This window comes from Flavobacterium kayseriense, from assembly GCF_014305095.1.
Taxonomy (GTDB): domain Bacteria; phylum Bacteroidota; class Bacteroidia; order Flavobacteriales; family Flavobacteriaceae; genus Flavobacterium; species Flavobacterium kayseriense.
Window position 1 is genome coordinate 959523 of the sequence record NZ_JACRUI010000001.1, and the last position, 14571, is coordinate 974093.

The 14571-nt window shown below is 34.0% G+C and carries 10 protein-coding genes; 3 read left to right on the plus strand and 7 right to left on the minus strand.

Going from position 1 to position 14571, the window contains the following annotated elements:
* The first annotated feature begins 90 nt into the window (after positions 1-90).
* Positions 91-1383 carry a tyrosine--tRNA ligase gene (gene tyrS, locus H8R22_RS04075; protein ID WP_187008807.1) on the plus strand — a complete coding sequence of 431 codons (1293 nt, stop codon included), beginning with the start codon at positions 91-93 and terminating at the stop codon, positions 1381-1383.
* Positions 1384-1456: 73 nt separating this feature from the next.
* On the opposite strand, the gene H8R22_RS04080 is transcribed toward tyrS, so the two are convergent.
* The 5 genes from H8R22_RS04080 to H8R22_RS04100 form a co-directional block, all read right to left on the minus strand.
* Positions 1457-2149, minus strand: coding sequence for a hypothetical protein (locus tag H8R22_RS04080; RefSeq protein WP_187008806.1), 693 nt, complete (start codon positions 2147-2149; stop codon positions 1457-1459).
* Between the two features lies 1 nt (position 2150).
* The gene (locus H8R22_RS04085) at positions 2151-3131 is read right to left on the minus strand and encodes a LuxE/PaaK family acyltransferase (RefSeq protein ID WP_187008805.1); all 981 of its coding nucleotides are present in this window, start codon (positions 3129-3131) and stop codon (positions 2151-2153) included.
* A gap of 122 nt (positions 3132-3253) precedes the next feature.
* Entirely contained in the window at positions 3254-3592 is a 339-nt protein-coding gene (locus H8R22_RS04090) for a T9SS type A sorting domain-containing protein (RefSeq protein WP_187008804.1), read from the minus strand.
* Between the two features lie 108 nt (positions 3593-3700).
* Positions 3701-4894 (minus strand): hypothetical protein, encoded by a 1194-nt coding sequence (locus H8R22_RS04095; protein ID WP_187008803.1) that lies wholly within the window; start codon positions 4892-4894, stop codon positions 3701-3703.
* Between the two features lie 266 nt (positions 4895-5160).
* A complete protein-coding gene (locus tag H8R22_RS04100; protein WP_187008802.1) occupies positions 5161-7908 on the minus strand; it encodes a TonB-dependent receptor in 2748 nt (915 codons plus the stop codon).
* 177 nt (positions 7909-8085) lie between these two features.
* On the opposite strand from H8R22_RS04100, the gene H8R22_RS04105 reads away from it, so the two are divergent.
* Together H8R22_RS04105 and H8R22_RS04110 are read left to right on the plus strand one after the other, a co-directional pair.
* A complete protein-coding gene (locus H8R22_RS04105; protein WP_187008801.1) occupies positions 8086-8769 on the plus strand; it encodes a response regulator transcription factor in 684 nt (227 codons plus the stop codon).
* A 66-nt stretch (positions 8770-8835) separates the two neighbouring features.
* The gene (locus H8R22_RS04110; protein ID WP_187008800.1) at positions 8836-9912 is read left to right on the plus strand and encodes a sensor histidine kinase; all 1077 of its coding nucleotides are present in this window, start codon (positions 8836-8838) and stop codon (positions 9910-9912) included.
* 43 nt (positions 9913-9955) lie between these two features.
* Here the strand turns inward: H8R22_RS04110 and H8R22_RS04115 are convergent, their stop codons facing one another.
* Together H8R22_RS04115 and H8R22_RS04120 are read right to left on the minus strand one after the other, a co-directional pair.
* Complete coding sequence (locus tag H8R22_RS04115) at positions 9956-11020, minus strand: glycosyltransferase (RefSeq protein WP_394368129.1); 1065 nt, start codon at positions 11018-11020, stop codon at positions 9956-9958.
* 84 nt (positions 11021-11104) lie between these two features.
* Positions 11105-14533, minus strand: a complete 3429-nt coding sequence (locus H8R22_RS04120) for a hypothetical protein (protein WP_187008799.1) — start codon at positions 14531-14533, stop codon at positions 11105-11107.
* Positions 14534-14571 lie beyond the last annotated feature (38 nt).

The window sequence follows — 14571 nt, forward strand, 5'->3', positions numbered from 1 at the left end:
CAGTATTTATGATTTTTTTAGATTAAGCTTGCAAACAAATAAGCCAATCCACATTATATTTTATATTTGCATAAAATTATACGTACTAGAATGAAAAATTTTATTGAAGAAGTAACTTGGAGAGGAATGCTCCACGATGTTATGCCCGGCACAGAAGAACATTTGATGGAACAAATGCGTGTGGCATATGTGGGTATTGACCCAACTGCAGATTCATTGCATATAGGACATTTAGTTGGTGTGATGCTTTTAAAACACTTTCAAATCGCCGGCCACAAACCATTAGCTCTTGTAGGAGGTGCGACAGGAATGATTGGTGATCCATCAGGAAAATCTAATGAGCGAAATTTATTAGATGAACCAACTCTTAGACACAATCAGGAAGCTATAAAAATACAATTGAGTCGGTTTTTAGATTTCACGTCAGATGCTTCAAACGCAGCAGAATTGGTTAATAATTATGACTGGATGAAAGAGATTTCATTTTTGGATTTCATCCGTGATATTGGAAAGCATATTACAGTAAATTACATGATGTCTAAAGAGTCTGTAAAAAAACGATTAACATCAGATGCAGCTGAGGGAATGTCTTTTACGGAATTCACATACCAATTAGTACAAGGTTATGACTTTATGCATTTGTACAAGGAGAAAAACTGTACGCTACAAATGGGAGGTTCTGATCAGTGGGGTAATATTACTACCGGAACAGAATTAGTAAGGAGGAAAGAAGGCGGGAAAGCTTATGCTTTGACTTGTCCTTTGATAACTAAAGCAGATGGTACTAAGTTTGGTAAATCCGAAGGAGGAAACATTTGGTTAGATGCTAAACGTACGTCGCCTTACAAGTTTTACCAATATTGGTTAAATACCTCAGATGCAGATGCAGAAAAATACATTAAGATATTTACTTTTTTAACGAAAGAAGTTATTGAAGCCCTAATAATAGAACACAACGAAGCTCCACACTTACGTATTTTGCAAAAAAGACTTGCTGATGAAGTGACTACAATGGCGCATTCTGCATTGGATTTAGAAAACGCAATTAAAGCTTCTGCAATCTTATTCGGGAATTCAACTTCTGATGATTTGAAAGAACTGGACGAAGCTACTTTCTTAGATGTATTTGATGGTGTTCCTCAAGCAGAGATAGCAAGAAATGAAATTGAAGCAGGTATTGATATTGTAGCTGTTTTGAACGAAAAAACAGGTTTCTTTAAATCAAATGGGGAGGCGAGAAGAGCTCTGACAGCCAATTCAATTTCAGTTAACAGAGAGAAAATAAAAGAGGATTTTATACTTTCTGCAAAAGATTTGATCAACAACCAATTTGTCTTGTTGCAAAGCGGAAAGAAAAATTATTTTGTGGTAAGAATTGTTTAACCCGATCTAATGAAAATTAAATAGCCCAAGACTGTAAAATAGTGTTGGGTTTATTTTTGTCTAAAAATGAAGCTTACTCTTTAAAATTAATTTCAACTTTATTCGAACTAAGCCATCCTTTTATAATGGTTTTGTTAGCTTCTATAGTAACCTTATCTTCAGGAAGTAATGTAGAATAGAGCTCTTCTTTCATTAAAATTAATACTAGATCAAGGTAATGCGGTATTTTTTCGTCAAGATAGTACTCGTTGTCATAGTGGGTGACATATCTGTTTTTGTCCCACATAAAGGACGCAGCATAGCTTTTACTTTCATGAGGGTTTAGCATAATAATAGTACTCATGATGCTATTGCTAGAAGCCTCTCTTATTTCGTTTTGTTTTTTGATCAGATAGTTGTCTAAATTCCCTTTGTTCTCCCTTAATTCTTTGGACATCTTATCTATAAAATCTTTATTGTTTTTCTCGTTTGTTATGGGGCTAGAAATACTTTCGACGTCAATACGGGTTTCTTTTTGATACAGTCGATATGATGGTGTCCAGGATAATGCATTTGAAACATTAGATCGAATTTTGTAAGGGTTGAGAATAAACGAGAGTGGTCTAGTTGTTTTGTTTTTGATTTGGTAGTGAATGGTGAAGATTCTTTGATTGTTCTTATCGACAGAAGCAATCGAATCTAAAGTCAATTCCAGATCATCACTTTGACTGTGTGCCACGAAGTCAAAAAGGAAAAATAAAAGAATTAGGAGTCTGACGGATTTCATATCATAGCACCATTAAATTGCATCCTCGAATATCCGAATTGTCAAAACGACCTAGGATTTCAAAAGAATTATTAGTGATTTTTTTGCCTAAATCTTGGGTTGCAATAAAGGAGCAAGAGTTGAGGTTGGCCAAGTCGATTACATTAATACCGCCTGTTTTACCATGTGGAATGTAAGTAAGCGCATCTTCGGTATCGCGAACGATGATTTGCATCCACGTAGGACATTCAAATATGCCTTCACCAAGTGAATAGGCTTGTGAAAGTAACTCAGTCATCCCATATTCAGAATGAATAACAGTAACCCCAAAGCCAGCACAAAGTTGTTGGTGTAATTCCTCTCTGATCATTTCTTTTCGCTTGCCTTTCATTCCTCCCGTCTCCATTATGATTGTGTTTTGTAACTGGAATTGATGCTTCTCAATTAAATCCAATAAGGCATAGGTCACTCCAATCAAAATAACATTTTGCCCTGATTGATCTAGTGCGATGAGGTTTTTTATTAATTCATCATGATCGTGCAAGTAAAATCCACTTTCAGAGCGATTGGAGCATTTTATCAAATCTTCGACCATGTAAATTAATGAAGATCCTTCTCTTTCAAGATAAGAAGGCAACAAGGCAAGAATTACGTAATCTTCGATGTTTCCATAAAATTCTGAAAATCCTTTTTGGTAACTTTCTTCATAAAGTGAAGTATCGGTCACAAGATGTTTACTGGTGATCATTCCAGTTGTGCCACTACTAGTGAACGTTTGTTGGATGGCATTCGTATTAGAAACTACTTGATGGCTTTTGAAAAATTGAATAGGTAAAAACGGAATTTGTGATAGTAACTTAACCTTAGAAACATTGGTTTGTAATAAATCACAAAACTCTTTATAAACTAGGTTGTTTTCGTATTGAAAACGGAACGTTTTTAAAGCTATTTTTTCAAATTGCTTTTGAGTCGAAATGGTAAATATATCAGTAGCTGTGATCAAGACTATTTTTTTAGCAAAGGTATTAATTTAAGAATATAATAAGACTTTTAAGTCGTGCAGAAATCTAAAAGCAAAAAGCTCCATTTGTCAAAATGGAGCTTTTTTTATAATTGAAATATAATTTATCTAACTATTAATTTTCGAGTGGCTGTAGCATTATCTTCATTTATTTTTATGATATAGACACCAGGAATAAGATTAGAAATATTCAGCTCTCTAGTGCTAAGCATAGTTTGTAATACTTTTTTGCCTAGAAGATCGAATATAATAATTTCTTTATTACTGTCGTTTTTAGTTCCAACGTAAACTTTACCATTAGTCACAGGGTTTGGATACACGCTTAACCCCTCAATCGTTGCGGATTCTTGTTGTTTGAGTACTTGCTTGCTTTCTTGAGCGCTGAGGTTCAAGGAGAAGAAGAATACCAATAAGAGTGTTGTATAAAAGTAGTTTTTTTTCATTCCCTCTGTTTAGTAATGTAAATATATTAAAAATAATTCAAATATTATACCAAAAAAACTGCCTTCCAGTTAGAAAGGCAGTTTAATATTTTATTTATACTGTAAAAATTAAAATCCTACAGACCATCCTGCTGCCCATGTAGGCATGCTTGCTCCATTTCCAGCACCAGAAGAAGCAGTTTCAGAAGTTACAATTGCAGAAACACTAGTAGCAACTCCGCTATTCAATTTACCAGATGTTTTAGTAGCTACATCTGTAGTGTAATTTACGCTTACTGCTTTTAGACCAGTTGGGATAAAAGCAATTGTTTCGTCGTTTTCTACATTAAATCCAACTTTCCAGCTGCTTAAGAAAACGTTTGTGAAAACTCCTTTTGTTCCTCTTCTTAGTTTGATAGCATCATTCTCTAACCATGTTCCAGTTGCTGGAGCACTTCCAGGTCCTACTAGTGTTAAGTTTGTGATCGAAGGATTAGCAATAGGAGCAAAAGCATAACCTAATTCGAAATTATCTGCTTCAATTCCTCTATTCCCTTTTCCAAATCCAAGTTTTCCATACCAGTTAGTGTTTGTTCCAGACCATCCTTCTGTCCAGTCAAACTGATCATCTTCGTTTCCGATAGAAATTAAGTTAGATGTATTTACTGTTCCTCCAAAAAACTCAACTCCATCGTCAGCTCCTTGAAAAAACTCAACATAATCAATAGTTGTTCCTGAACCAACACCAAATAATGAAAGACCATTAAATTCTTTTTCACTATTAAAAGCGGCTCCTGCATATTCAATTCTTAGGTATTTGATTGAACCAGAATTATCGTTAGCGATTGTTCCTCCATAAGTTAAATCAGCAACTTCTGATTGAGCCGTTCCAGCTCCTCCGTTAATACGGTTGATAGGTGCTTTTCCGCAAATCACTAATCCACCCCAGTCTCCTGCCGCTTTTGTAGTTAGACCAGAAGTCATAACTACTGGTTTTACTGCAGTTCCTTCTACGTTTAATTTTCCGCCTTGCGCAATTGCGATATACGATTGTGTTCCGCCAGTTCCTTGAATAATTGTTCCAGCAGGTATGGTTAATGTAGCTCCGCTGTTAACTTGGATTTTCCCTGTTAATTTATAAACCTTTGTTGCATCTAGAGTTACACTACCATCGTTAATAGTTCCTTGGAAGTTGTTTGCATCTGCAGTAAAAGTAGATGACGGTGGTGTTGTAGGCGTAGGGTTGTCACTAGAAGAACAGCTAGTAATTAAACCTGCAGCTAATGTTAAAATCCCGAATAATTTTACAGTTGATTTTTTCATGATTGTTTAGTAATAGTTTTATTTATTTTTCTTCTACAAAGATGCAGCAAGTGTTTTATTTTGATGTTATCTAAACATGAATGTTAGTTTACTAAAAAGCTATTTCAACATTAATTTAAAGTTAATTAGAATCCCTGTAAGCTATTTAGCGTTGTCGTGCTAGATTATTAATGTTTTTTAAATAGGATAGGAGTGAGCACGATAAAACAACAAAGAGCAGCTGTAAAGCTGCTCTTTGTTTGTACTCAAGAATACTAGGTTATTAATTACAATTGGTAATTTAAACTCAAACTTATCGTTGCACCCTTTTTATATGAAAGGACGTTTACATCAGCATTAGTGTTTTCTTGCACTCTTTTTATAGCTGGGTTTAACAAGTTTTTTGCAACCAAACCAATTCCTAATTTCTCTGTTAGTTGAGATTTAGCGATAAAATCTAAAGATCCAAATGCTTTGTCTACTAAATCTCCTTTACTACTTGTTCCAATTGCATTTACTCTGTCTGAAAAGTAGGTGTATGCTATAGTTGTTGTTAAGTTGCTATTACTATTATTCCATTCATTAAAGTAAGTCAAATCAGCATTAAGCAATAAGTTCGATGCTCCAGTAAATTTTCCCCTTGAATTTGTAAAATCAACTTGGAAGTTAGTTTCTCTTTTTACTTTTTCTGAGTCTAATTCTTGACTACTATATAAATAAGAAACGTTTAATCCTGCTGATAGTTTTTTAGCATTGTTAGAATCCGAATTAAAAAGTTGCTTTCTATATTCGGCTTCAGCTCCAGCTACATAACCATAATCTCCTGTGTTGATGTATGAGATGTCATTTGAAGATGACGATACCGTAACCTCATTCATTGGGTTTAAAATATACTTACCAAATGCTGTTACTGATAGTAACTCATCGCTTTTAGGGAACATTTCCCATTTTAAATCTAAATTGTAATCATCAGATGCATATAAATCTTTGTTTCCTACTTTTACTTGAAGTACTTCTTCATAAATAAAAGGAGCTCTTTCTTTAAATTGAGGTAAAGTATAGGTTTTACTCAATCCTAAACGTAAATTTTGCTTATCATTTAATTCGTATTTCATCACTAAACTAGGTAAGAACGCTGTTTTTTTCAATTCATCTTCTCCTATATCTCCCAATTGTGTGTTCCAAACCACTTTTTGAGTAATATTTTCTCCTCTTAGTCCAAGTACGGCAGTTAGCTTGTTGAACTTGTATTCGGTATTTGCAAATGCAGCATGAATCATCAAGTCACCTCCATAGGTTTGAGGAAATAATGCGTTGGCTACTTGAGAGTTTCCTCTAAAAGTGGCGATTGTAAAATTACCATTATCAAAATTAGGTTGGTTGTAAAATAAATCTAGGTTGGTAGGATCAACGATTGTATTTGTATTTCCATTAGTTGCTTTGATGTTAAATTGAGTAGCTTGAAAACCTCTCGATTTAATTCGCTCATTTAAACCAAAAGTAACTTTACCTAAGAAATCACCTTCTGCATTTTTATTAAATTTATAGTCGTAAGAGGCGTTTGCAGCTAATTCATCCTCTTTTAACTTTTGGAAGTATCTGTGGTTATCGGGAGCTGATATACTCGATAATTGAAATCCGTTTGCCTCTTTTCTAAAAATATTTTGTACTCGATCAGGCATATCTCCATTGATGATATTGTACGATACGCCCCAGTTCAATTTAGAGCGATCTCCAATTTTATGCTCTCCAAGAAGTTGGTTGATTAATACGCTGTTTTTTTCGTAGTTAAAACGACGAATTAAACCATTACCATCATTAGCTAAATCTACAATAAAACCAAAATATTCCTCAGTAGATTGCTTTGATGTGTTGATGTAAACTGTGTTATAACTTATTTTGTTGTTAGCATTGAATTTGTATCCAATATTAGCCATTGCAGTTGTATTAGTCTCGTATTTTAAGTCAGTGTATGACTCAAAAATTTTGTTTGCAATCCCGTTTCCATTCACACTAGCTTTAGCTGTTCCATTACTCTTTGAAGAAAAATCGTTACTAAACGATGCGGTTGCAAAGAAACTTAGTTTTCCCTCTGAACCTACATCGAATGATTTTCCACCTGAAAGAGATAAAGAGGTTGCTATGGGATTGTAACCTTTTAATTGAAGTGAACTGTAGTTAAATTGTGTAAGTGGATTACTTGGTATCGATTGATTTGTAAACCCCAATTTGTTATAACCAGTTCTTAGGTTGAAATTATCTTCGGCAACAGCGTTGGTGTTTATTTTTGAACCAACATCAATTTTCAAAAATCCATTTCCTTTATAATCTTTAGAAATGATATCAACGTTACCTCCAGCGAAATCTCCGTAAATACTACCGCCGTATACTTTGTCTATTGAGATGTACTCAACAATATCTGTAGAGAAAATTTCAAGATTTAAATTCTTTTTCTCAGGATCATTAGACGGGATTGGTAATCCATTCATCGTAGTCGAGTTGTAACGATCTCCAAGTCCTCTAACAAAAATATTTCCAGATCCTTCTTGTTTAGTAATACCCGTAGTTTTAGTGACAGCGGTTGCTACATCACTTACTCCCTTACGAGCTAGTTCTTGTGTTCCAATGCTTTGCTTAATCTCTACTGCATTTTTTTGATCTAGTAATAAAGCAGATTCTTTTTGTCGACTAACGGTAGTTCTAATTATTACATCGTCTAGTTTATAGCTTGATGCTCCTAGCGCTTTGTTTAATGTGATTGTTTGACCGCTTACTACAGTTACAGGAATCTCAACTGATTCATATCCTATGAAACTAAATTGAATTATATAACTTCCTGCAGCAGCAGATAGGGTGTACTTACCATCAATATCTGTTGTTGCGTTTATAGGCGTGCCTTTTAAAATTACATTTGCAAAAGGGAGTGTTTCGTTATTTGAATCTTTATCGGTTAGTACTCCAGTTATAGTTCCTTTGCTTTGTGCAAATGAAAGTGTACTGATTAAAAATGTCAAAATAAATAATTTAAGTTTCATCTGTGTTTAAATTTTTTGCAAAGTAAGCACCATTATATTAAGTGCAAGTTATCTCGAGGTTATCATTAGATGTCTTTAGTATTATGATAATGTTATGAAATTAAATTATGGTTAATACGTTATTTTAACAATTCATTTATTGTTACATTTACAAATGCAATGTTAAATTTGCTCCTTATGAAAAAGAAAAACACGAAAATTTTACTGGTAGATGATGAGCCAGATATTTTAGAAATTGTGGGTTATAATTTAACCCAGGAAGGGTATCAAATTTTTACTGCAACTAATGGTAAGGAAGCTATTGCAAAAGCAAAAAAGGAAATCCCAGACTTAATCATAATGGATGTAATGATGCCAGAAATGGACGGCATGGAGGCTTGCGAAAATATTAGAAAAATTCCGGAGTTAAATAACGTATTAATTACTTTTTTGACCGCACGAAGCGAAGACTATTCTCAAGTGGCAGGTTTTGATGCTGGCGCTGATGATTATATTACCAAGCCAATTAAACCCAAATTATTGGTGAGTAAAGTAAAAGCTTTACTTCGAAGACTTAAAGAAAAAGAGCAAAACAGCGAAACGCTTAATGTAGGAGGTATCGAAATTAATCGTGAGGAATACAAAATTGTAAAAGACGGTATCGAAATCGCTCTGCCAAGGAAGGAATTCGAGTTGTTTTACCTATTGGCTTCTAAGCCAGGAAAAGTGTTTAAACGAGATGAGATTTTAGATAAAGTTTGGGGTAACGAAGTGGTTGTTGGTGGTCGAACTATCGATGTTCATATTAGAAAACTTCGTGAAAAAATTGGAGAAGAATTATTCAAAACAATCAAAGGAGTTGGATACAAGTTCGAAGTATAATCACATCACAATTCTTAAAACGGTATTCCTAAAACGTTTTATCTCTGTTTAAATCATTAAATATAAATGAAAATTAATTTTAAAAAAACGTATAAGTTTGCGATAAAGTCGGCTTTGTTTATTAGCGTTTTTTCTACAGCCTTTGTAGTGCTTTTATTGATGTCATTGTTTGACTACACTTTTAAAAGTTTACTGTTATTTGAAATTATTTTCATTCTTGTAATCTATACATTTTCCTTTATCGTATTGCAATATCGTGTTGAACGTTTCATTTACCGACGTGTAAAGAAAATTTATGATGATGTTTCGCTATTAGAGTCGAGTTCAATCCTTAATCAGCCCATAACTACAGATATGGAAACCTTAACGAGGGAGGTTAAGAAGTTTGCAACGGATAAAAAACTTGAAATCGAAATGCTTCAAGTTCGGGAGGAGTACCGTAGAGAATTTCTAGGAAACGTTTCACACGAATTAAAAACACCGCTTTTTACTGTACAAGGATATATTTCTACTCTTCTTGATGGCGCTATGGAGGATAAGGCCATTCGTAAAAAATACCTCAAGCGAGCTGAAAAAGGTGTGGAGCGCCTTATCTATATTGTAGAAGATTTAGATATGATAACTAAATTAGAGTCTGGCGATTTAAATCTTGAATATACTGATTTTGATATCGTAGAACTGATCCAAAATGTTTTTGACTTATTAGAAATGAAAGCGGATAAAAAGAAAATCTCTTTAGTTTTTGAGAACAGTCCTGTCCATCCTAATTATGTTCGAGGCGATAAAGATAGAATTCAACAAATTGTCGAAAACTTATTGGTTAACTCCATTAAATATGGCAAATCCAAAGGACTTACCGAGGTTGCGGTAATTAATTTAACCAAGGAAAAAGTACTAGTTCGCATCAGTGACAACGGAGAAGGAATCGAGCAACAAAATATACCACGTCTTTTTGAACGTTTTTACAGAGTTAATAAAAGCGGTTCCCGATCTGAAGGTGGTTCAGGTCTTGGGTTGGCAATTGTCAAACATATTATCGAAGCCCATAAGGAAAAGATTTATGTCGAAAGTGAGTATGGTGTAGGGTCTGAATTCTCTTTTACTTTAGAAAAAGCAATTAAAATTGATAAGGTGATTGTGTAAAATGGCAATTTTGTTTTTTTTTTATGCAATTTCATTGCTCTAATCATTTAAATATTTCAAATAACTCTTTCCAATTTTTTTTGTCTTTGCTAGTGGTTAGTCCTATGTAATTTTTCTCCTCTGCCAAATTCTCAATTTTAAATTCATCTTGCAAAGCATAAGGTGCAATACCTTCTCTCTCAAGTTTTTCAGCTAGATACAGTTGTTCATATTGTCCCGGAGTAGGTATAAAAAAGGCTTTTTTCTCAAGTTCTGCTAGATCCATTATCGATGTATAACCAGAACGACAAAGTACTAACGAACTCTCGTTAAAAGCTTGCTCCAGTTGTTTACTGTTCATGTAATTATAGTAAGTAGTATTGTGTATTTGCTCCTTTTTCTGTTCCTTTTCGATAATGCCCTTAACAAATAATAGTGGATGAGGATAGCTGACAATTTCGCCTTTTAAACGTTCTTCTAATAAAGTTCGTTGAGGCTCGGGACCAGATAAAATGATCATAAGCTGGTACTTATCATCTACCGTTTTTTTATGCATCCGACTCAATGGTCCGATATATTTTAAATTTAATTTTTTGCTTCTCGTGTGGCTTAAATCACCCGCCAAATTTGGTGTTCCTTCAAAGTCTGGAATCCAGCAGCATGTGAATTTCTTGATGATATATTGGTGTATTTTGCTAGTTATCCAGGTGGTATTTCCTGTCATAACATTTAGTTGATGTGTAATAAATACTGAGGGAACTTTTTTACTGTGTACTCCGAGTCGATTATCAGATATGATACCATCAATATCATGTTCAATGATCCATCTTTCTACTATTTTTTTTTCCTTTAAAACAGCAGCAGTCATTTTAGGTAAACTTTTTAGAAGCTTCCATTTAAAATGCTTTCCTTTCTTGGCGTATTCTATTTGATAAGAAGGTAACTCTAACATTTTTAGATAGGGAAATTCTTTACGAAGCAAATCAAGTGCAATACCATCTGATGCAATGATAGGAATGTGGCCGTATTCATGTAGAGCTTTAATAATGGGGATACATCTTGTAGCATGACCCAATCCCCAATTTAAAGGAGCTATTAAAACATTTTTTGGAGCGTTGTTTTTCATCATTACTTAGTATACCTTTAGAAGTACCAATTTACACAAAGTAGCTTCTGTCTTTAGGGGATTGATATTATCAAACTATTAATTTTGTTAAAAATAGGCTCTTAGCTGCACATTACCAGTATGAATAGTTTTTGAAAACTCGCTTTTTCTACCTTGGTAGTTAAGGTTAATATCCATAAACTGGGTTATGTTTTTCTGTAACAACAATCTCCATGTTAGATTTTGTCCCGTTTGTAATCCTTCTAACATTTGGAATCCGACAGAAGACAGTGGATCTCCCTCAAATTTATTTTGATAAAAAGATACCTCACCATTTAGTGTGATTTTTTTTTCTCCTGCATAGGAAAAAGAGGTTCCAAATCTATTTTGTAGTAGCTTTTCAAAGTTTCCTATTTTGTTCTCTTTGTTTTGTAGTTCATAGAAAATATCCCAGCTCGTGCTTTTAGAAAACAGGTAGCTTATTTTTGGAGCGATTTGGTACCCGCCAACTGTATAATTTTTCTCAACATAATTCTCTGAGGTAATTCCTGTTTGAATCGTTTTTGTTAAAAAACTAAAAAGCCAACTCTTTTGGTACAAATGAGCATATTGTAGCTGATGTGAATTGTTTTTCGATTCCTGGGAACCTATCGATAGTAAGTTTTTCACCTGGTTTTGAACATAAGTGTAAGTTATAGAGTGGTTTTGTTTCCCACGATTGTAAAACAAACTATTTCTAAAACTAGAGGTTAAGCCTAATACTTCACTTTGATTGGAACTAAAAGGATTTAATTCAAAATTGCCTCCGTCATTTTTGGTTTTGCGATCGATTAAAAAGGATGTTTGATTGTAGAAGTAGGAAAATAGTTTTTTAAAACCAACGTCATTTTGCCACTTAACAGGATTTAAAATTAGGGCTTGGGAAAATTTAGTTTGATGCGTTTTTACAAAAACTCTGTTAGGTAAAAATACTCTAATGTATTTTGCTTGGTCTATAAATGGTGCTACTTCAAATTCCTGCAGCTCTTGAATACCATTGTTATTGTAGTCATTCCAGGTATAAATCCCTTGACCTACTGCTACCTCGAGATAAGTGAATTCTTGTTGTGCAATAGAACCTGAGTTGGTTTCGTAAGCAGTGCTGCTTTGTACGAGCTGATTAAAGAAGCGGTCATTATACACTATTCTGGAGTTTAATGAAGGTTCTTTTCTTTTACTATTATCTTCGAAATTTAAAACCCTATAATTGGCGAAAACAGAAAGATCACTTTTATCTGTTTGAATAAGTTTTGATTTTAAGTAATAAGTTTGAGATTGATTTACTCGTTGCAATATTCCGTTTTGAATACTATCATTTATTCTACTTAAGAATCCTATTTCAGTATAAACTCGGGTGCTGTCACCACGTCCTAATGATAATCCGTATTCTGAAAAACGTTGACTAATAACTCCTAGTTGATTGGTTTCTTTATTCTTTTTCTGGTTATTTTCAAATCTTTGGCTTACGCCAACCCAATTTTTATCAAAATTGTATTTTACTTGAGCTTGATTTCTGATAAAGGTTGAGACATCAGTTAGGTCGCTACTGTTTAGATAACTACCTTGGTTTGCTATGTTCCAATTTTTATTAGTATACCTTCCGTTGAAAAGGTGTCTGTTTCCCGAAAAGGAATTGATGAAGTCTAATTTCTCAAATTGGTAAGATATATTTCCTCGATTAGAATTAGTTGAACTTGGTTGTGATTGAAAAACTAGTCCAGTAGAAAGCAAACTTTGATCACCTAAAGCGACGTTGTTTAAATTCCAATCTCTATCAAACTCTATGCTATACAGTCGCTCTACAGATTGAAACGATTGCTGGATAAATTGATAATTTGTAAAGGCATCAAGATTCCATTTTTTAGAGAATAACCGTTGTCTTGCATTTATTTTGGCACTGATTCCAGTATTCTTATTATCGTCAAGATCCGAGAATAAATTTTTGTCGTTGTTACTCGTTGCAATTTCAAAATTGACCAATGTTTTATCTGTGGATGTATATTGACCGAGGAAAGTAGCAATCTGAATTTTATTAGGAGCGATGAGTTGTATTGTGGGAGAGAAACTCCCCTGTGAAACGCCATTTACGGGAGCAACATATTCATATATTCGCGTAATGCTATTCGCATTTTTAATGTTGTAATCCCCCTTATTATCGCCAACGGCGGTAAAGCGAACATTAAATAATTCCAGTTCAGGATTATTAGTATATTCAAAATATTCAACTCCATTTGCTTGCAATTTTTGGTATAGAATTTTATTATCGGAGTAGCTATCGCTAAAAGCTGAGGGAGCAGTCATTAGAGTAGTGTCATTACCCGCTTCAGCTAAGATAGCAACTTGGTCCGAGGAAAGGTTTTGTTGCAAAGGTTGGTTTTTAATGTCACTTTCAGAATAAAGGTAAGAACCAAAACTCCATTTTTTACTTTGGTGAGTGACTCCTGAGTAGCTCACAAAGCGGCTGTAATTTCGATCAGTATATTGGTATTCTATTACAATTCGCATTTCAGATGTAATGGTGAAAAGTGGTGTAAATACAATTTCTCCCGCGTTATAGTCAAAGGTGTATTCATTGTTCTCTCCTCGTTTTAGCAAAATCCCATTTACGTATACGCGCTCTGATCCCGAGATAACGAGTACGTATAACTCATTATTCTGACCTCTTAATTTATAAGGACCTTGGTTTCCTTCAATCCCTGTAAAGCTGCTTTTTGCATATTGTCCTCGAACTAAAGCTGCTGCTGTAAAAACGTTGGTTTTGGTATCTTGATTTCCAAAATTAAAGGAGGTGCTAATTCCTTGCACTTTTTTACTAAAGTTGAGAAACTTGGAGGTTCTGTTTTCTAGAAAAACATCGCCGCCGCGAATATTCCAATCGTCGCTGTAAACTTCCATGAAAATATTGTCAAATTGATCCAGTTTTTGAGAATAGCCTCCGTCTTGTAAAGGGATATTACTGTCCTGAAGCGACGCACTTATACTCACCTTGTCTGAAAGTTTTCCTGTAATTTGAAGGTCTAGATTAGAGTTTAAAACACTATTTTGATTATTTCCTATGGTTATCCCTCGAGTGATACTTCCAGATGTGCTTAACCCGTCAAAAGGAATATTTTTCTCCGCAATATTAGAATCTATCTTGTAAATTTTATCAGCGTTGATATCAGCACTAACAACAGTGATGTTCTCATTGCGGTACACTTTAGTCAAAAAATCGGGATATTTGAGATAGTTTACAGTTATTGAGTCATTCGTAATGGCAAGAATGTCAGAAAGTATTAGAAATCCTTTTTGAAAGTTGATTGTATATAAGTGATCACTAATAACTTCACCTTTTTTATTCGATAGGTTAAAAAAGGAGCTATTTAGGCTTTCCCTTTCTACGTAAATAGTGTCTTTAGTAACGGGGATTTTTTTAGTATTGTAAAGCGAGTTATTTTTCTGGGCATGAAGCCCAGAAAAATAAAATATCATCGCTAATAGCAATACTTTTTTTATCATATGTAGAATAACGTCTAGATGCCAAAAGTAGTGTATTC

Coding starts and splice junctions, on each gene's coding strand:
- tyrS (WP_187008807.1), top strand. CDS start 91: ATGAAAAATTTTATTGAAGAAGTAACTTGGAGAGGAATGCTCCACGAT.
- H8R22_RS04080 (WP_187008806.1), bottom strand. CDS start 2,149: ATGAAATCCGTCAGACTCCTAATTCTTTTATTTTTCCTTTTTGACTTC.
- H8R22_RS04090 (WP_187008804.1), bottom strand. CDS start 3,592: ATGAAAAAAAACTACTTTTATACAACACTCTTATTGGTATTCTTCTTC.
- H8R22_RS04095 (WP_187008803.1), bottom strand. CDS start 4,894: ATGAAAAAATCAACTGTAAAATTATTCGGGATTTTAACATTAGCTGCA.
- H8R22_RS04100 (WP_187008802.1), bottom strand. CDS start 7,908: ATGAAACTTAAATTATTTATTTTGACATTTTTAATCAGTACACTTTCA.
- H8R22_RS04105 (WP_187008801.1), top strand. CDS start 8,086: ATGAAAAAGAAAAACACGAAAATTTTACTGGTAGATGATGAGCCAGAT.
- H8R22_RS04110 (WP_187008800.1), top strand. CDS start 8,836: ATGAAAATTAATTTTAAAAAAACGTATAAGTTTGCGATAAAGTCGGCT.
- H8R22_RS04115 (WP_394368129.1), bottom strand. CDS start 11,020: ATGATGAAAAACAACGCTCCAAAAAATGTTTTAATAGCTCCTTTAAAT.
- H8R22_RS04120 (WP_187008799.1), bottom strand. CDS start 14,533: ATGATAAAAAAAGTATTGCTATTAGCGATGATATTTTATTTTTCTGGG.